Source organism: Streptomyces sp. NPDC026515 (genome assembly GCF_055567595.1).
In genome coordinates, this window is the sequence record NZ_JBVHQD010000041.1 from 18,507 (window position 1) to 36,092 (window position 17,586).

Sequence of the window (17,586 nt, forward strand, 5' to 3'; positions counted from 1 at the left end):
GCCGGGGACACCCTCCCACGGCTCCTACCGGCCCTTGTCCCGCTCCTGGCGCCGGAACTCCAGCGGGCGCTCGCGCCGGTAGCGGCGCTCCCACCTGGCCTGGCGGTCCCGGCGGTCGCGGTAGGTCTTGTAGTCGTTCGGTGTGCCCCCGCCCGTGCCGGACGGGCCGCCCGACGACGATGCCGACGACGAGCCGCGCCCGTAGTGGACGTACAGGAAGAGCAGGGCGACGGCGGCGAGCCACCAGTTGTGGTTTCCGAAGCCGAGGATGACCAGGACGACGGTTCCGGACAGGACGATGGTGCCCATGACGGGCCTCCGTGGCGTGGGTGTGTGAGCGGTCGACGCAACCGGCGGCACGCGGGGGACGGGCGGCCGTCCGTCGGTGCGTAGCAGAGTAGCCCCGAGTCCGCGGGGCAGGGACGGCCCTTCGGAAAGCGGTGGTGGACGGCTCCGGAACGCGTCTCCAGCGTAGGGATCCGGTCACTCGGCGTGCATCCCGTTTTCGGGGCGCCGGCCGGGTGAGGGCACCGGTCCGGCTCAGATTCCGGGTGCCGCCCTCAGGACCCGGCCCTGGCGCTCGCGTACGGCGACGGGGTCGCGCCGGTGGACGACGGGCAGCCGGCACGCGCGCGGGGCGGGGAAAGCGCTTGCGCGCGGCCTTGCCGCGGGCGGCCCGTTCGGCCGGTGCGGACCTACGGCGCTCCCCTCCGTCGGCTGCCGCCTCCGGCACCTGTGGTCGGCAGTGAAGGGCGTTGAAGGGGGCCGCATGCCGGGGCCGGCGAACGGGTGGCCGGCGGCGGGAGCCGCGCGGGTGAGGGCGCCGGGGCCGTGCCGGACGCACGGCCCCGGCGCCGGCGGCTCACCGCGAATATCGCATCAGCGCCCGCACCATGTGGCACGTGGTGGCGGACGGCGGGTGGATGCCGATGTCCTGCGCCGTGCTCCTGATCGTCTCGTCGCGCGCCTGGTTGGGCAGGTAGACGCCGGAGTCGAGCAGGGCGATGGCCAGGCGCATGGCCTTGAGGCGGCGGTTGTGCATGACGTACCACTCGCGTGGCCGCCCGGCCGGCAGCGGGCGCTTCTCCGCCGGCGCGTAGGGCGAGTCGAGCAGGACGGCACGCTTCGCGGTGGACTGGGTCGGCAACGGCTTCGGCTTCAGAGCGGCAGCGGGCACAGGCATCCTCCTGTCGCGGTCAGAGGGCCTCCGGACACTCCGGCGACTCTCTCGAACACTGCTTCCAGTGTACTGGCCGCCACTGACAATCGGGGGTCCCGAACGAGCCGTCAAAACAGCAGGTGACACGCGTTGTTGCGGTCCCGGTTCAGCGGTTTCGGATGGTGCGCGTGGGGCGGCGGAAATTCGAACACGGCTAGCGCTGGACCTGGTCGGGGTAGTCGGATTCGTGCACGCTGACGCCGTGCAGGACGACGTCCCGTACGGGACGGTCACCAGCCCTCGTGGGGGTCGCGGCGATGGCGTCGACGACGCGTCGGCCGGCCGCGTCGAGGACGTCGCCGAAGATGGTGTGCTTGCGGTTCAGCCAGGGGGTGGGTGCCACGGTGATGAAGAACTGGGAGCCGTTGGTGTGCGGTCCGGCGTTGGCCATCGCCAGCCGGTAGGGCCGGTCGAAGGCCAGGTCGGGATGGAACTCGTCCCGGAACTGGTAGCCGGGGCCGCCCCGTCCGGTTCCCAGCGGGTCACCGCCCTGGATCATGAATCCCTTGATCACGCGGTGGAAGACGGTGTCGTCATAGAGCCTGGCCCGGGTCTTCCGGCCGCTGAGCGGGTCGGTCCACTCCCGTGCCCCCTCGGCCAGATCGACGAAGTTCCGTACGGTGCCGGGCGCGTGGTCCGGCAGGAGGCGCAGCGTGACGTCCCCGAGGCTGGTGTGCAGGACGGCGTGGAGTTCGCCGTCGGGCACCCGGGGGCGGCCGGACGGCGCGGCGAGCGCCTCACGGCTCCGGGCCACCGTCTCGGCGGCCTGCACGAGATCCGTCGCCCGGTTCCCCCCGGGCTTCCCGCCCATGTTCCCCGGCCGGCGGGCCGGCACCGCGACCGGCGCAGCAGCCGCCGAACCACCGGTGTCCACCCCACCGAAGCCCGGCACCACGACCCCCTCGCCGCCGGCCGCCGCCCCCACATCGCCGGCGTCAGCCCCGTCGGTGAACGTCCCGCCGCGGTTCGTCCCTGGCGTCGCCGTCCACCGGTTCCGTACCAGGGTGATGCCGTGTCCGCCGTTGCGGGCGCGCTGCTGCGGCTTCGGTCTCGACTTGGCGGTCAGTTCGCGGTGCACGTGCCAGAACAGCGCGTCCATCTGCAGGAGTTCGGCTCCGCCGGGCACGCCACCGCCCAGCGCGGCGATCAGTTCGCCGGTGAACGCGGTGTACTTCTCCCCTTCCGGCGCCCAGGCCGTCCGGGTCTCGGCCGCGGCCGTCATCAGGTAGGTCCCGTCCGCCTCGGCCAGGGTGGCGAGCGTGCCGTCCGCGCCGAGGTGGCCGGTCATCGCCCGGCCGCTGTAGCAGCAGTCCAGGATGACGACCTTGCGGGGCGCGTCGCACTCGTACACCAGCATCCGGCGGACCGCGTCGTAGGGCACCGCCCGGTACAGGCGGCTCGCGTCCGCGCGCGGCAGCGCGAGATACAGGTCGCCGTCCTGGGAGACCAGTCCATGCCCCGCGAAGTACACCAGCATCAGGTCGGTCGCCTCGGTGACGGCGTCGTGGACGGCGTCCAGGACCGCTTCCGGGGACGACGGATCGTGCAGGACACGGCAGTTGGGGCCGCGCAGCCCCCACAGGTCGTCGGCGCCGAGCAGGCTCGCCAGGTCGTCGACGCCGCTCGCCACGGAGGGCAGCACGGGCAGGGTGGCGTACTCACTCACGCCGATCAGCAGCGCGCGGGAGGCCGCCGGGTCGGGCAGGCCCATCACGACCCTCCCGGCGTTCCCGGCCCGGACCCCGCCCCGTCCGGGTCCGGGTCCCGCGGACGGGCGGCGGGTTCCTCCAGGGCGGCCACGATGCGGCGTACGGTCTCCGCCGAGCCATCCTGCACGGTGACCGACCGGCCGTCCCCGAGCTGGATGACGATCGGCGGGGCGGCCGGCCGCTGGCCGCGCCAGGCGGCGTACGCGAGCGCCAGGTTGAGCGCCGAAAAGCCCTGGCCGAGGACCAGTTCGATGATCTCGACCGCTCCCATCGCGGTACCAGGAGGCGGCGTGGGCGCGTCCGGCGCGGGCACCAGGGCGGGGGTGGCCGCGCGGCGCGCGTCGGGATCCTCGCGCAGCCATCGGTACAGATCTCGTACGGCGTCCTGCCCGCCGTCCGCCGTCGTCGTCGTCATCCGGACCCGCATCGCTCCCCCGATTCCGTCGGCCGTCCGACCACGATAGGGAAAAAGGGCGCCCGGGGTGATCCGTCCGCGAAGCCGGGCGCCGGTGCGCCGGGCGGTGCCGGGGGGTGGCTACCGTGGCCGGTATGGAGATCTGGATCAACCCGGCCTGCTCGAAGTGCCGTACCGCGATCGGCCTGCTCGATGCCGAGGGTGCCGACTACACCGTCCGCCGCTATCTGGAGGACGTGCCGGGCGCGGACGAGATCAGGGCGGTACTGGGGCGGCTGGGGCTCGAACCGTGGGACATCACCCGCACCCAGGAGGCCGTGGCGAAGGAGCTGGGGCTGAAGGAGTGGGCGCGAAACGAGGCGGCGCGCGACCGCTGGATCACCGCGCTCGCCGAGCACCCGAAGCTCATCCAGCGGCCGATCATCACCGCGGACGACGGGACGGCGCTGGTGGCCCGTACCGACGAGGCGGTGCAGGAAGCGCTGGCCAGGGTCGAGCGGTGACCGGAGCGGAGCGCCCCTCAACTGCCCTGTGACGTACGTTACTTCGGTGACTCCTGTAACCGTTGAGTAACTCCGTTCGGTATCTCGTACATAGCGGCGTACGTTCCCCCACCCCTCTCAGGAGGCGCGCATGTCGCGTAGGAGAACTCTCGGCGCCAAGAAGTCGATCGCTCTGCTGGTCGGCGCCGCGGCCGTGGCCGGCGGCGGGGCCTTCGTCCTGGCGTCCACCTCGAACGCCGCGCAGACCCCGCAGAACGCGAAGACCCTGTCGTCGGCCGCGGACTCGACCGTCTGCTCGGGGCTGGCCACCGCCCTCGGCAACAACCAGAAGTTCATCGCGGACCAGAGGGCGAACCCGGACGCCCAGTCGGCGGCCCGGATCGCCAACCGCGATGCGGTCATCGCACAGATCAAGGTCCAGCAGAAGGCGTCCGGTTGCGTCGTTGGGGAGTCGGCTCAGGGCTCCCAGGCGGCGGGCGGCGCGCAGACGGGCCAGACGGGCCAGACTGGCCAGCAGACCGCCGTGCCGGCGCCCTCGAAGAGCGCGGCCACCGGGAACACCGGAGGCGGTGCCGCAGCCGCGGGCCAGCAGGTCTGCAACGGCTCGACCGTCACGCTCTCCGGCGAGGCCGGCGCGCCGGCCGCCTCCAGCAACCAGTTCCCCGCGGGAACCACGCTGAAGGTCACCAACCTGGACAACAACAAGTCCACGACGGTGAAGGTCACCTCGGTGTCCGGCAGTTGCGTGCTGCTCAACAACGCCGCCTTCGAGCAGGTCCGGGAGCCCGGCAAGTTCCTGATCCGCCGCGCCCTGATCCAGAAGGTCGGCTGATCGACGGGACGGACTGCGGCCCGGCCGCCGGCTTTCACGGAGGGAAAGCCGGCGGCCGCCGGGCGGGGCCCGCGCACGGCGCCCGAAATGGGCTCTGTACCCCGCCCGCCCCGGCCTCACAACGTGAGCCGCACCACAGAACCGCCAGGTAACACCGGGTTCACATTCGAGCAATGATCGGGAAATCGCCTGTTGACAGGCTGCCGGGCAACACCGAGGCGCCCCAGTGCCGTAGCGCCGCTGCACCCGCAAGTGCGCCCGACCCACCCCGAAGGATGTGGCCCGTGACCTTCAAGGCTGAGTACATCTGGATCGACGGCACCGAGCCGACGGCCAAGCTGCGTTCGAAGACGAAGATCATCGCGGGTGCCCCCGCCGGTCTGGACGCGCTGCCGATCTGGGGCTTCGACGGGTCCTCCACGAACCAGGCCGAGGGGCACTCCTCGGACCGTGTGCTGAAGCCGGTCTTCACCTGCCCGGACCCGATCCGCGGCGGCGACGACGTACTCGTCCTGTGCGAGGTCCTGGACATCGACTTCACCCCGCACTCCTCCAACACGCGTGCCGCGCTGGCCGAGGTCGCGGAGAAGTTCGCCGCGCAGGAGCCGATCTTCGGCATCGAGCAGGAGTACACCTTCTTCGACGGCGCCCGCCCGCTGGGCTTCCCCGAGGGCGGCTTCCCGGCCCCGCAGGGCGGCTACTACTGCGGTGTCGGCGCCGACGAGATCTTCGGCCGCGAGATCGTCGAGGCCCACCTGGACAACTGCCTGAAGGCGGGCCTGGCGATCTCCGGCATCAACGCCGAGGTCATGCCCGGCCAGTGGGAGTTCCAGGTCGGCCCGGTCTCCCCGCTGGAAGTCTCCGACCACCTGTGGGTGGCCCGCTGGCTGCTCTACCGCACCGCCGAGGACTTCGGCGTCTCCGCCACCCTCGACCCCAAGCCGGTCAAGGGCGACTGGAACGGCGCCGGCGCGCACACCAACTTCTCCACGAAGGCGATGCGCGAGGGCTACGACGCGATCATCACCGCGTGCGAGTCGCTCGGCGAGGGCTCCAAGCCGCTCGACCACGTCAAGAACTACGGCGCCGGCATCGACGACCGGCTGACGGGTCTGCACGAGACCGCCCCGTGGAACGAGTACTCCTACGGCGTCTCCAACCGCGGCGCGTCGGTCCGCATCCCCTGGCAGGTCGAGAAGGACGGCAAGGGCTACATCGAGGACCGCCGCCCGAACGCCAACGTCGACCCGTACCTGGTGACCCGGCTGATCGTCGACACCTGCTGCACCGCCCTGGACAAGGCCGGCCAGGTCTGATCCGCGAACTCCCCGCGGGGGCGTCCACCCTCACGGTGGACGCCCCCGCGGCGTTGTCGGTGGCGCGTGCCATGGTGGGCGCATGGAGATCGACGAGGAGCTCGCCGTCAACGCCTGGACGGAGAACGGGCAGAGGTACCTGTGGGGTTCGCCGGACGTCCTGCGCGAGGCGGTGCGCGGGCTCGGCGCGGCCGGGAACCGCTTCCTGATCGCCCAGCGCGTCCCGGACCTGCCGAAGGTGTTCGCGCAGGTGTGGCACGAGGAGGGCGGCGGCTACCGCCTCGAACACCGGCGCGGCACTGACGAGTTCTCCGGTACGGACCTCACGGACCCGAACCGGGTGGCGGAGCTGCTGACCGGCTGGGCACGAAAGGACGAGGGCTGGGACGCGGGCGTCGCCTGGGAACCGGTGCCGGTGCCGCCGCGCGAGGAGGCACCGGCGCTCGCGGCCGACGTCGCGGCCCGCGCCGAGGCCCAGGTGCGCGTCCTGCTCCAGGACGGCTACCTGGGGATCGACCGGCTCGTCCGGGAGACCGTGGATCTGATGGCGGACGACGAGCGGGACGGCCCGGCGCCGGTCTCCGCGGCCCAGGCGCGCGAGCTCGTGGAGCGGCTCTGGGTGGCGCGGGTGGCGGAGCAGCGGGCGTGGCGCGGACCCACCGACCCCGACCGGCTGACCCGGGCGTTCGCGGCACTGGAGCGCGAAGGCGTCGTCGCCCGTGAGGACTTCACCTGCTGCCGCTCCTGCGGCCTGGCCGAGATCGGCGCCGAGGCCGAGGACGCGGGCGGGACGAGGGGCTTCGTCTTCTTCCACCACCAGGGCACCCGTTCCGCCGCCGAGGGCCACGGCCTCAGCCTCTACTACGGCGGCTTCGACGGCTCCGCGGAGACGACCACCGCCGTGGGCCGCGAGGTGGTCGCCGCCCTCACCGCCGCCGGGCTGTCCGCAGTGTGGGACGGCAATCCGGACAAGGCGATCGAGCTCACCCCGCTGACCTGGCACAAACGCCTGGTGGGATGAGGAGGCCGACGTCAGGGTCCCGCCAGGGACGCGTCCAAGCAGTGAGAGGAGGGTCCTGTTTGCGGGCTGTCTCTGCTTCAATGGGCGCATGGCCAGCTACCAGAAGTGCAGCGCGACGGGTCGCCATGACCTCGAGCCCTTCTGGCCTTCCCGTCAGCACCACGACTTCGACCGGGTGTGTTGCCGCGCGATGAATGCGCGGGCCCTCTAAAGCCGTACACCCCGGCCTTCGGCCAGCGCGAAACGCAGAACGTCCCGGCGCGCCCGACCACGAATCGCGGCCGTCGTCCCGACCGACGAACTCCTCGCGCGAAAGAGCTGACGTCTCATGGCGACCACTCGTTCTCTCTCCCCCGCCTCCACCCTCGCCGCCTCCTCGGCCGCCCGGCACCGGCTGCGCGCCGTCGACCGGGACGAGGTGGTGGACATGGCGGACTTCCTGCCGCCGGGCGCCACCTGGCTGCCCGCCCCGCAGCACACCGTGCCTGCCCTGCCGGGCCGGCCGCCGATGATCGGCTACCTGGTGCTGGTTCCCGCGGACCAGCGGCCGCCGTTCCTGCCGGTCGCGGTGCCGGACGCGCGGGAGCAGGCCGACGCACCGGGCGAGCGGGACGCGAGCGGCGTCCGGCCGCTCGTCACCGTCGACCCCGTGCAGCGCACCGCCCAGGTCGACGGGCGTGAACTCGACCTCACCTACCTGGAGTTCGAGCTCCTGGCCCACCTCGTCGCGCACCCGAACCGGGTGCACACCCGCGACCAGCTGGTCACCACGGTCTGGGGCTACGGCCACGTCGGCGACGGCCGCACGGTCGACGTCCATGTCGCCCGGCTGCGCCGCAAGCTCGGCGCGGAACACCGCAAGGCGATCCAGACGGTCCGCAGGGTCGGCTACAAGTACACCCCGCCGACCGGCCGCTGACGGGGCGCTCTGCCCTCGGCAGAGTCCCGTTCCCTCCGGCGCCGTGTCCGGGCACGATCACTCGCATGAGACTTCTGGTGCTGGGTGGTACGGAGTTCGTGGGGCGGGCCGTCGTGGCGGCGGCGCTGGGGCGCGGCTGGGAGGTGACCGTCTTCCACCGGGGACACCACCCGCCCGCGCCGGGCGTGCGGTCACTGCACGGCGACCGCACGGCGCCCGGCGGTCTGGCCGCGCTCGCCGACGGCACCCGGTGGGACGCGGTCGTCGACACCTGGTCGGCCGCGCCGAGCGCCGTGCGGGAGACGGCACGGCTGCTGCGGGACCGCGCCGGACGGTACGTCTACGTGTCCAGCTGCTCGGTCTACGACTGGTCGCGCCCGGCCGGGTTCGCCGAGGACACGGCCCTGGTGACGGGGGCCGCCGCCGGCGCCGGGCGGACCGAGTACGCGCGGGACAAGCGGGGCGGTGAGCTGGCCGCCGTGGAGTCCTTCGGCACGGACGGCTCGGTGCTGGTACGGGCCGGGCTGATCCTCGGGCCGTACGAGAACGTCGGCCGGCTGCCGTGGTGGCTGAACCGGATCGCCCGGGGCGGCCCGGTCCTGGCTCCCGGGCCGCACGGCCTGCCCGTCCAGTTCGTGGACGCCCGCGATCTCGCCGAGTGGACTCTGGGCGCGGTCGAGCGGGGCCTGTCCGGGCCGTACAACCTGGTCGCGCCGTTCGGCCACACCACGATGGGCGCGCTGCTGGAGGCGTGCCGCCGGGTCACGGGCTCGGCGGCCGAGCTGCGCTGGACCGGCCCCGAGGTGGTCCTCGCCGCCGGGATCGAGCCGTGGGTACAGCTGCCGGTGTGGGTACCGCCGGGGAGCGAGACGTACGACGCGGTGCATCGCATGGATGTGTCGCGGGCGGTGGGGACGGGGCTGGTGTGCCGGCCGGCCGAGGAGACGGTGGCGGACACGTGGGAGTGGCTGCGGGAGACCGGGGGTGAGGTGCCGGTGCGAGCGGACCGGCCGGCCGTCGGACTCGCCCCGGAAGTCGAGGCGAGGGCGCTCGGCCTTCCGGCAGGAGGGCCGTGACCGGTGCGCGAGCCGTTGGGGGCTGAGCGCGCCCACGCGGCGGAGCCGCAGATCGACGCAGCCCGCGCCCCTGGCGGGGCGTCGCACCCCTCGGGGTGTACCTGGCACCACCCCCTCGCACGGGGCTTTGGGCCAGTGACCCGCGGCGCAGTGGTCGGACAGACTGGCGCCATGATGACGAACACGAACAGCCGGGGCTTCCGTGCCAGGGTACGGGAGGTCGTGCTCGCCGCCGTACGGGGGCTGGTGCTGGCGCTGGTGATGCCGGCGCTCTCGATTCTCTGCTTTGTCCTGACCGCGGTCTCCGTCGCGCTGATCCCGGCCGGCCTCGGCATCCTCACCACCCCGGCGGTCCTCGGCGGTGTGCGGGACGTGGCGGACGTGCGGCGACGGCTCGCCCAGGAGTGGTGCGGGATGCGGATCCCGTCGGCCTACCGGCCGCTGCCGGCCAAGGCCAGCCCCTGGACCCGCACCCTCGCGCTGCTCCGGGACCCGCAGGTCGGGCGGGACGTGCTGTGGCTGCCGGCCGACATGACGGCAGGGTTCGTGACCGCGCTGCTGCCCGCGCTGGCCGTGTTCTATCCGCTGGAGGGGTTCGCGGTGGCCGCCGGGCTGTGGAGGGTGCTCGGGGACGGCTACTGGTACGGCTTCGTGCCGGTCACCGGGCAGGCCACCGCGTTCGCCGCCGCCGGACTGGGCGCCGTCATCCTCGTCGCCGCCGCGCGGTACGCCCCGGCCCTGCTGACCGTCCACTTCAGGCTCACCCGTGCCGTCCTCGCCCCCGGAGAGGGCGAACTCACCGAGCGGGTGCGGGTGCTGACCGAGACCCGGAGGGACGCGGTGGACACCTCGGCGGCCGAACTGCGGCGGATCGAGCGGGATCTGCACGACGGGGCGCAGGCCCGGCTGGTCGCCATGGGCATGGACCTCGGGACCGTCGAGATGCTCCTCGACAAGGACCCGGAGAAGGCGAAGCGGCTGCTCGCGCAGACCCGGCAGGCGTCCGTGGAGGCCCTGGGCGAGCTGCGCGACCTGGTGCGGGGCATTCACCCGCCGGTGCTCGCCGAGCGCGGACTCGGCGATGCCGTACGGGCGTTGGCACTGCGGCTGCCGGTGCCCACGGAGGTGACCGTGGACCTGCCGGGCCGGGCGGACGCGCCGGTGGAGTCGGCCGCGTACTTCGCGGTGAGCGAGGTGCTGACCAACGCGGTCAAGCACTCCGGCGCCGACCGGATCTGGGTGGATGTGCACCACGTGCCGGAAGGCGCCGGCATGCTGCGGATCTCGGTCACCGACCACGGCAGGGGCGGCGCGGTGATCGGCGCCGGGTCGGGGCTCGCCGGGGTCGAACGGCGGCTCGGTACATTCGACGGCGTCCTGGCCGTCAGCAGCCCCGCGGGCGGTCCCACCATGGTCACCATGGAGATTCCGTGCGCGTTGTCCTAGCCGAAGACCTGTTCCTGCTCCGCGACGGGCTGGTCCGGCTGCTGGAGGCCTACGACTTCGAGATCGCGGCCGCCGTCGAGACCGGCCCCGAACTCACCCGCGCACTGGCGGAGCTGGAGCCGGACGTGGCCGTGGTGGACGTACGGCTGCCGCCCACGCACACCGACGAGGGGCTGCAGTGCGCGCTCAGGGCGCGGCGGGACCGGCCGGGGCTGCCGGTGCTGGTCCTCTCCCAGCACGTGGAGCAGCTGTACGCGCGGGAGCTGCTGGCCGACGGCAGCGGCGGGGTGGGGTATCTGCTCAAGGACCGGGTGTTCGACGCGGAGCAGTTCGTGGACGCCGTACGGCGGGTCGCGGCAGGCGGTACGGCCATGGATCCGCAGGTGATCCAGCAGCTGCTGTCCCGGCGGATCGGCGACCGGCCCCTGGAGGCCTTGACACGGCGGGAGCTGGAGGTCATGGAACTGATGGCGCAGGGCCGTTCGAACGCGGCGATCGCCGCCCAGCTCGTCGTCACGGAACGGGCCATCGCCAAACACACCTCCAACATCTTCACCAAACTGGGACTCGAGGTGTCGGACGATGACAATCGGCGCGTCCTGGCCGTGCTCGCGTATCTGGACCGCGACCGCTGAATTTCCAGAAGTTGCCCTGCTCAAACGGCAGTTGTGCCCCAAGTCGGTAACAAGTCTCTGATGAATTCATGAGACGGCTGAACACCACTGAGGCGCCCTTCGTATGAGAGGGCGCCGCTTCACTCCTGTCGGGCGCCTCGATGCTGCCCCGCCAAGGAAGTCAGAGGAGTTCCATGGGACGCAACACACGCAAACGCCGTACGCCGCTGGCCACCAAGGCCATAGCCGCATCGGCGGCCCTAGTGCTCGGCGGGGGCGGGCTGCTTTGGGCACAGATGAACGCTTCGGCGCATGAGTCGAACAACTCTGCCCAGAACTACACCAAGGCCGCCGCTGCCACGGTCGCGACGATCTCCTGCCCGGACGTCGGCCAGAAGCTGACGAACGTGCCGTGGAAGGCCAGGCAGGGGGTGGCGATGGAACTGGCGAAACTCGACAAGCAGATCACCGAGGCCTACGCCCGTCTCGCCTCCACCCGCCAGGCCCAGGCGAACGACGCGAACTTCGTGCAGAACGCGATCGTCGCCCCCCTGAAGGAGAAGCGGGCGGCCACGATCGACCGGATCCGGATCGACATCACCCGGGTCGGCGGACAGTTCGACAGCTCGCTGGCCCAGCTCGCCGCCTGCACCACGCAGACCGCCAACCAGACCACCGCCGGCGGGGGGAACAACGGCGGCGGCCAGAACAACAACAACGGTGGTCAGAACAACGGGAACAACGGCCAGGCCACGGCCGCCCCGAGTGCCAGCGCCAGCGCCCCGGCCAACATCGGCGGGCAGGCGGGCAACGGCCCGGTCGCGGCCGACTTCGTGGACATCACGAAGGTCGCGCCGAACGTCCTGGCCAAGCCGCAGAAGCAGCGCACCGCCTCGACGGGTTCCTTCACCACCCGCTGCGGTGTGAACGCCAACAAGAACCACAACACCGACAACGTCATCGTGGCGCCCGGCGTGGCCAACGGCGCGCACCACCTGCACGACTACGTCGGCAACCAGAAGGTCAACGCCTTCGCCACCAACGACTCGATGCTGGCGGCACCGAGCTCCTGCCAGAACCAGAGCGACCTGTCGTCGTACTACTGGCCGGTCGTGCGTGTGCAGAACGGCACGCAGGACTTCGACCAGAACGCGGACGGCGGTGGCAAGGAAGGCAACGTCGGCAAGATCCTGACCCCGCAGTCGGCGGAGATCAAGTACGTCGGCAGCCCGGCGAGCAAGGTCGTCGCGATGCCGCAGTTCCTGCGCATCATCACCGGTGACGCCAAGACCACGACCAACGGTCTGGCCAACGCCAACGCGCACTGGAGCTGCACCGGCTTCGAGAACAAGGTCCAGCTGACCGAGCAGTACCCGATCTGCCCGCAGGGCAGCAACGTGGTCCGGACGTTCGCCTTCCAGAGCTGCTGGGACGGCGTCAACATCGACAGCGCCAACCACCGTACGCACGTGGCCTTCGCGGACCCGGCGAGCGGTGTCTGCGGGAACGGCTTCAAGGCCATTCCGCAGCTGACGATGCGTCTGGTCTACAAGATCACCCCGCCGACCGTCCAGAACGGCCAGGTGAAGAACGCCTACGCGGTGGACGGCTTCCCGGAGCAGCTGCACAAGCCCTCGACCGACCACGACGACTTCATCAGCGTCACCAAGAACAACCTGGCGGCGAAGATCGCCAACTGCGTCAACTCCGGCCGCAGGTGCCAGTGAGCCGTAGCTAGCCGGTAACCCGGAAACACGGAGCGGGCGGTGGGAATCCCCCACCGCCCGCTTCCTTGTGTGTGCCGGGACGTTCAGCCGGTGTGCTTGCTGTGGTCGGTCCCGATCTCCTCCTCGCCGCCCAGCGTGGTCTGCAGCGTCTTGACCACCACGTCGTCGCCGACGGCGACCCACTTGCGGCCGACGAGGTAGAAACCGCCGTAGTCCTTGGCGTCGTTGATCCACTCGCGCTGGCCGCGGTCGGTGGCGAAGGTGGCGAAGACGAACTTGCCGGCGGAGGTCTTGCAGATGGCCTGGCGGACCTCGTCGGAGTCGATCTGCATGTCCGGGGTGCACTTCACCTTGGCGGCCAGGCTCTCCAGGCTGCCGGTGGCGGCCACCGGGATCTTCGCCTCCGCGGTGCTGTCACCGGATCCACAGCCCGCCAGCGCCAGTACGGCCGCCGCGCCGGCCGCGGCGAGCATCGGTCGGGTCAACCTCATCTGTTCCTCCGGTCGCGTTGCCGGCCCCGGGAATGCCTTCGGGGCCCTCCCCATCGATACGGCTGTGGGGCGCGGGGCGCTCAAATCGAAGAGGGGTCCAGGATGCCCCGGCCACCCGAGTGGCGGTGACCTGCCACCGATTCGCTCGTTCTCCAGGACGTGCAGTCACAGGATGTAGCCCAGCGTCACGCAGCCGCCTCCACCGGAGCCCCGGGTCCGGCCGTCGATGTCGAGCAGGCCGAGGCCGCGCTCATCGAGCACTACCCGGGGCTGGTCCGCCTCGCCTACCTGGTGCTGCCGCCGGGCCTGGCCCGGGGCCGCCGTGTCCTGACCGCGCACTCCCTGGTCCAGCGGGCGCTGCCCCGGGGGCGCAGGCAGGCCCCGGTGATCCCGGCCCAGTCCACCGGCCGGAACACCGACCCCGGGTACGCCCTGGTCCGCCTCGAAGTGGTGCGTACGGCGCTGGAGGCGGGCCGGCCCCTCAAGTTCACGGCCTGGCCCAGGCGGGCCCAGCTGCCACCGCTGCTCCCCCAGGTGTGGGGCCTGCGGCTGTTCCCGCGCTCCGGCGGCGCCGACGAACTCGCCCTGGACCAGAGGCTCGCCACCCTGTCGGGGCCGGCCCGCGCCGCCTACGCCCTGCGCGGTCTCGAACAGCTCCCCGACGGCGACGTCCGCAGGATCCTGGCGGCGGCCGGGATCGAGCACCCGGACGCCGCGCTCGCCGACGCGAACGGCGTGCCGGCCGAGTACGCGCTGCTCAGCTCCCCCGAGTTCGACCCCTGCTCCCTGCGGGTCCGGCCCCCCGATCTGATGCGGCGCCGCCAGCACACCAAGGCCGCGCTCGCCGCGGCCGCCGCGCTCGCGGTGTGCGGCGCACTGGTCACGCTGCCGGGCGGCGGCTGGGGCGCCGACGGCGCGGCGGCGCCGGTGTACGCGCAGAACCCGGCGGCCCAAGCCGCCCTCGACCCGGCCCAGCTGACGAAGGCGCCGGCCACCGTCTGGAAGACCGCCGCCCGCACCGACTTCTCCGCCTGGCCCGCCCGTGGCGCCCTCACCGGCGACACCGCGCTGCTGCGCCGGGCGCTCGCCGTCTGGGCCCGTCCCGGTGAGACCGTCCGCGTCTCGGCGACCCCCGGCACCCAGACCGGCGGCCCGGCGGGACCGCCCCAGCTGCTCTACGCGGACGTCGTCGACGGCGCCCGGGTGGTGATCCTCTACGACGGTCTGCGCATCGCCCGTTACGCCGAGCCGAAGGACGGCACGCAGGGCGCGGCCCTGGACCTCGCGCGCGTCGACGGTGCGACCGGCGCCGAGGCGGACGCGCTGGTCCTCGGCCGTTCCGACGGCAACGTCCGCTATCTGACGGCCCCCTGGGTGACCAGGGCGGCGGAGCGGGACCTGCTGAAGCCGACCTCGGGGGCGATGGACCTCGGGCTGACCGACGGGGTGACCGGTCCGCTGGCCGGCTCCGCCCTCCAGCAGGGGGCGTGCACGTCCTGGAACGTGCTCCAGCTGACCGACGCGCAGGGCGTGCACCTCACCACCGACCTGGGCGAGCTGGTGCCCGCCCGCCTCACCTCGGGCCGGCCCGGGTACACCGAGGACGCCTCGGGTGCGCGGGCGCTGCGCGACTGGGCACCGTTCGCCTGCTCGCTGTCGGCGGAGCGGTTCGCGGGGGTGCGCAGCGTCAACGCCTGGGCCTTCGCCGAGCAGCCGCTGCCGGACGCCGGTGGTACCGGGTCCTGGGTGTGCACGCGAGCGGAGACGTGGCGGGGCGACGGCGCGGTGTCGCTGGCCCAGTTCCGGACGCCGGGCAGTCCGTACGGGGCGGTGGCGGCGAAGGGGTCCGACGTGACGGCGTGCGGCCCGCGTGATCCGCACGTACTGGCCGGGGTGTTGTGGAAGTCCGGGGCCGGGCAGTGGTACCTGCTGGCCGCGGGCAGCCGCGACACGGCGTCGGTCCGGGCGACCGGCGGGGTCACCGCGTCGGCGCAGGGGACGCTGCTCACGGCCAGGGCGAAACAAGGGGCACAGGCCGACCTGACGGGGACGCTGGAGGACGGCAGCAAGATCACCGGGCTGCGGTGAGAATCCCCTCGCAGGATCACTGCCCGTACCTGGCCGGGCAGCGCCCGACCCTTGCTGACACTTCCGTAGACAAGCCGCGCCACAGACCTTCTCAGGCCGCCTACCCGTCAGCACATTGACGCCATGTCCAACAAGCAGCCGCAACCGGTTGTGTCCGAGCACATCACGCTCACGGCCCGCAACGTGTCCTTCGCCTGGCAGGACACCCCGCTGCACTGGGTGCCCGGCGACCCGTTCGGCACCCACACGATCAACGTGCTGCACCTGCTCCTGCCCGCCGGCGAGCGCCGGTTCGTGCACGTCCACAAGCAGGTGCTGCCGCTGATCCGTGACGAGCGGCTGCGCACCGACGTCGTCGGGTCCATCGGACAGGAGGCGATGCACTCCCAGGCCCACGACGAGGTGCTGCCCCGCCTCAAGGAGCTGGGCCTCGATCCGACGCCGTACACCGCGCAGGTGGACTGGTTCTTCGAGAAGCTGCTCGGCGACCGCACGCTGCCACCGGGCCGGGCGCGCCGCCGGTGGCTCCTCGAACGGGTCGCGCTGATCGCGGCCGTCGAGCACTGCACCGCCTTCCTCGGCGACTGGGTGCTCAACGCCGACGAACTGGACCGGCGCAGTACTCGCTCTGCGGGACCCGGCGGACGCCTCGTCGTACACGATCGCCACGCGGCTGGTCGCGGACGGGCGGGGCGGTTCGCGGGAGCTCCACGAGCGGGTGGCCGAGGGCATGGAGCTGGAGGTGCGCGGACCGCGCAACCGCTTCCCGCTCGCCGCGGCCGACGCCTGCGTCTTCGTCGCCGGGGACATCGGCATCACCCCGATCCTGTCCATGGTGCGGGCCGTGCCGGCGGGGGTGGAGTGGCGCCTGCTGCACTGCGGGCGCAGCCGGGCCTCGATGCCGTTCCTGGCGGAGCCGGCCGGGGACCACCGGGTCACCGTCGTCGCCGAGGACGAAGACGGCCGCCCGGACCTCGGCGCGCTGACGGTCCCCGAGGGCGCCCCGGTCTACTGCTGCGGCCCGCAGGGACTGATGGCGGCGGTCGAGGAGCGGTTCCCCGCCGTCCGCCTCGAACGCTTCGCTCCGCACACCGAGGGCGCCTTCGACCGTGAGTTCGAGGTGGAACTGCGGCGCACCGGGCGGACGTTGACGGTGCCGGCCGACTCGACGGTGCTGGCCGCGGTGCGGGCGGAGCTCCCCGACACGGCGTACTCCTGCGCCCAGGGATTCTGCGGGACCTGCCGGCAGCGGGTGCTGGCCGGGGAGGTGGAGCACCGGGACGAGCTGCTGACGGACGCGGAGCGTGCCGACTCGATGCTGATCTGCGTATCCCGGGCGCGCGGGGGGAGACTTGTGCTGGATCTGTGAACGCCGGTGGCGGGTCGGGTCCCTGAGAGGCCGGATCCGATCGGTAAGGTGTTCGTATGAGTACCGGGGTACGCCGCAGATTGGGAGTCGAGGAGCGGCGGCAGCAGTTGATCGGCGTCGCCCTCGAACTGTTCAGCCGCCGATCGCCCGACGAGGTCTCGATAGACGAGATAGCGTCGGCCGCGGGCATCTCGCGGCCCCTCGTCTACCACTACTTCCCCGGCAAACTCAGCCTGTACGAGGCCGCGTTGAAGCGTGCCTCGGAGGACCTTGCGGGCCGTTTCGCCGAACCGCGGGAAGGCCCGCTCGGGTCGCGGCTGCTGCGGGTGATGCGGCGGTTCTTCGACTTCGTGGACGAACACGGTCCCGGCTTCGCCGCGTTGATGCGCGGCGGTCCGGCGGTCGGCTCCTCGGCCACCAACGCGCTGATCGACTCCGTACGGCAGGCCGCCTACGAGCAGATCCTCGCGCACCTCGACGTCACCGAGGCACCGGCCCGTCTGGAACTGGTCATCCGCTCCTGGATCTCACTCGCCGAGTCGACCGCGCTGATCTGGCTGGACGGCCGGCGCATCCCCCGTGCCGAACTGGAGGTCCAGCTCGTGCACGACTTCGCGGCGCTGGCCGCCGTCAGCGCCGCCCACGACGAGGAGATGAGCGCCCTGCTGAAGCGGATGGTCAAGGACGAGCCGGGCGACGGCCCGTTCGCCGACCTGGCCGTCCGCCTCCTCGCGCTGGCGGGCTAGCCACCCGCCAGCCGCGTCCCCAACCTAATCCGGTATTAGCGGTGCTCGGTGGCCGGGCAACGTCGGGTGAAGACACCTATCCCCAACACGGTCCT

Annotated in this window: 16 protein-coding genes and 3 pseudogenes; 13 read left to right on the top strand and 6 right to left on the bottom strand. The window is 72.3% G+C overall.

The annotated features are described in order from the left end of the window. Window positions 1–24 precede the first annotated feature (24 nt). From ACZ4O3_RS43085 to ACZ4O3_RS43105, 5 genes and pseudogenes are all read right to left on the bottom strand, one after another. Window positions 25–309, bottom strand: a complete 285-nt coding sequence (locus ACZ4O3_RS43085) for a hypothetical protein (protein WP_362726949.1) — start codon at window positions 307–309, stop codon at window positions 25–27. Window positions 310–862: 553 nt separating this feature from the next. Beyond that, window positions 863–1,177: a hypothetical protein gene (locus ACZ4O3_RS43090; RefSeq protein ID WP_362728586.1), complete on the bottom strand. Its 315-nt coding sequence runs from the start codon at window positions 1,175–1,177 to the stop codon at window positions 863–865. 196 nt (window positions 1,178–1,373) lie between these two features. Then, window positions 1,374–1,925 carry a peptidylprolyl isomerase gene (locus ACZ4O3_RS43095; protein ID WP_362728594.1) on the bottom strand — a complete coding sequence of 184 codons (552 nt, stop codon included), beginning with the start codon at window positions 1,923–1,925 and terminating at the stop codon, window positions 1,374–1,376. Window positions 1,926–2,285: 360 nt separating this feature from the next. Beyond that, a pseudogene (locus tag ACZ4O3_RS43100) lies at window positions 2,286–2,930 on the bottom strand (caspase family protein); the annotation flags it as partial. Beyond that, window positions 2,930–3,343, bottom strand: coding sequence for an effector-associated constant component EACC1 (locus ACZ4O3_RS43105; RefSeq protein ID WP_467727859.1), 414 nt, complete (start codon window positions 3,341–3,343; stop codon window positions 2,930–2,932). The gene ACZ4O3_RS43105 and the pseudogene ACZ4O3_RS43100, both read right to left, overlap by 1 nt. Before the next feature lie 134 nt (window positions 3,344–3,477). On the opposite strand from ACZ4O3_RS43105, the gene ACZ4O3_RS43110 reads away from it, so the two are divergent. The 9 genes from ACZ4O3_RS43110 to ACZ4O3_RS43150 all read left to right on the top strand — a co-directional run bounded on the left by ACZ4O3_RS43110 (window position 3,478) and on the right by ACZ4O3_RS43150 (window position 12,797). After that, window positions 3,478–3,846: an arsenate reductase family protein gene (locus ACZ4O3_RS43110; protein ID WP_467727861.1), complete on the top strand. Its 369-nt coding sequence runs from the start codon at window positions 3,478–3,480 to the stop codon at window positions 3,844–3,846. A gap of 130 nt (window positions 3,847–3,976) precedes the next feature. Continuing rightward, a complete protein-coding gene (locus ACZ4O3_RS43115; RefSeq protein WP_467727863.1) occupies window positions 3,977–4,678 on the top strand; it encodes a hypothetical protein in 702 nt (233 codons plus the stop codon). 284 nt (window positions 4,679–4,962) lie between these two features. Next, a complete protein-coding gene (gene glnII, locus ACZ4O3_RS43120) occupies window positions 4,963–5,994 on the top strand; it encodes a glutamine synthetase (protein WP_360493662.1) in 1,032 nt (343 codons plus the stop codon). 82 nt (window positions 5,995–6,076) lie between these two features. Then, complete coding sequence (locus tag ACZ4O3_RS43125; RefSeq protein WP_467727865.1) at window positions 6,077–7,015, top strand: DUF6891 domain-containing protein; 939 nt, start codon at window positions 6,077–6,079, stop codon at window positions 7,013–7,015. 328 nt (window positions 7,016–7,343) lie between these two features. After that, window positions 7,344–7,934 (top strand): winged helix-turn-helix domain-containing protein, encoded by a 591-nt coding sequence (locus tag ACZ4O3_RS43130; protein ID WP_467727866.1) that lies wholly within the window; start codon window positions 7,344–7,346, stop codon window positions 7,932–7,934. 65 nt (window positions 7,935–7,999) lie between these two features. Next, a complete protein-coding gene (locus tag ACZ4O3_RS43135) occupies window positions 8,000–9,010 on the top strand; it encodes an NAD-dependent epimerase/dehydratase family protein (protein WP_467727868.1) in 1,011 nt (336 codons plus the stop codon). A gap of 171 nt (window positions 9,011–9,181) precedes the next feature. Beyond that, window positions 9,182–10,456 (top strand): sensor histidine kinase, encoded by a 1,275-nt coding sequence (locus ACZ4O3_RS43140; RefSeq protein ID WP_362727858.1) that lies wholly within the window; start codon window positions 9,182–9,184, stop codon window positions 10,454–10,456. Beyond that, window positions 10,441–11,091 carry a response regulator transcription factor gene (locus tag ACZ4O3_RS43145; RefSeq protein ID WP_362727856.1) on the top strand — a complete coding sequence of 217 codons (651 nt, stop codon included), beginning with the start codon at window positions 10,441–10,443 and terminating at the stop codon, window positions 11,089–11,091. The genes ACZ4O3_RS43140 and ACZ4O3_RS43145 overlap by 16 nt, the downstream gene beginning before the upstream one ends. 173 nt (window positions 11,092–11,264) lie before the next feature. Beyond that, on the top strand, window positions 11,265–12,797 hold the full coding sequence (locus ACZ4O3_RS43150; protein ID WP_362727854.1) for a DUF1996 domain-containing protein: 1,533 nt from the start codon (window positions 11,265–11,267) through the stop codon (window positions 12,795–12,797). A gap of 83 nt (window positions 12,798–12,880) precedes the next feature. On the opposite strand, the gene ACZ4O3_RS43155 is transcribed toward ACZ4O3_RS43150, so the two are convergent. Continuing rightward, on the bottom strand, window positions 12,881–13,288 hold the full coding sequence (locus tag ACZ4O3_RS43155; RefSeq protein ID WP_362727852.1) for a hypothetical protein: 408 nt from the start codon (window positions 13,286–13,288) through the stop codon (window positions 12,881–12,883). 159 nt (window positions 13,289–13,447) lie between these two features. On the opposite strand from ACZ4O3_RS43155, the gene ACZ4O3_RS43160 reads away from it, so the two are divergent. The 4 genes and pseudogenes from ACZ4O3_RS43160 to ACZ4O3_RS43175 all read left to right on the top strand — a co-directional run bounded on the left by ACZ4O3_RS43160 (window position 13,448) and on the right by ACZ4O3_RS43175 (window position 17,491). Further along, a complete protein-coding gene (locus ACZ4O3_RS43160) occupies window positions 13,448–15,376 on the top strand; it encodes a hypothetical protein (protein ID WP_467727872.1) in 1,929 nt (642 codons plus the stop codon). 123 nt (window positions 15,377–15,499) lie between these two features. Then, window positions 15,500–15,994: pseudogene (locus tag ACZ4O3_RS43165) on the top strand (metal-dependent hydrolase); the annotation flags it as partial. Beyond that, a pseudogene (locus tag ACZ4O3_RS43170) lies at window positions 15,994–16,745 on the top strand (PDR/VanB family oxidoreductase); the annotation flags it as partial. The pseudogenes ACZ4O3_RS43165 and ACZ4O3_RS43170, both read left to right, overlap by 1 nt. Window positions 16,746–16,801: 56 nt before the next feature. Beyond that, window positions 16,802–17,491: a TetR/AcrR family transcriptional regulator gene (locus tag ACZ4O3_RS43175; RefSeq protein WP_362731235.1), complete on the top strand. Its 690-nt coding sequence runs from the start codon at window positions 16,802–16,804 to the stop codon at window positions 17,489–17,491. The last annotated feature ends 95 nt before the right edge of the window (window positions 17,492–17,586 follow it).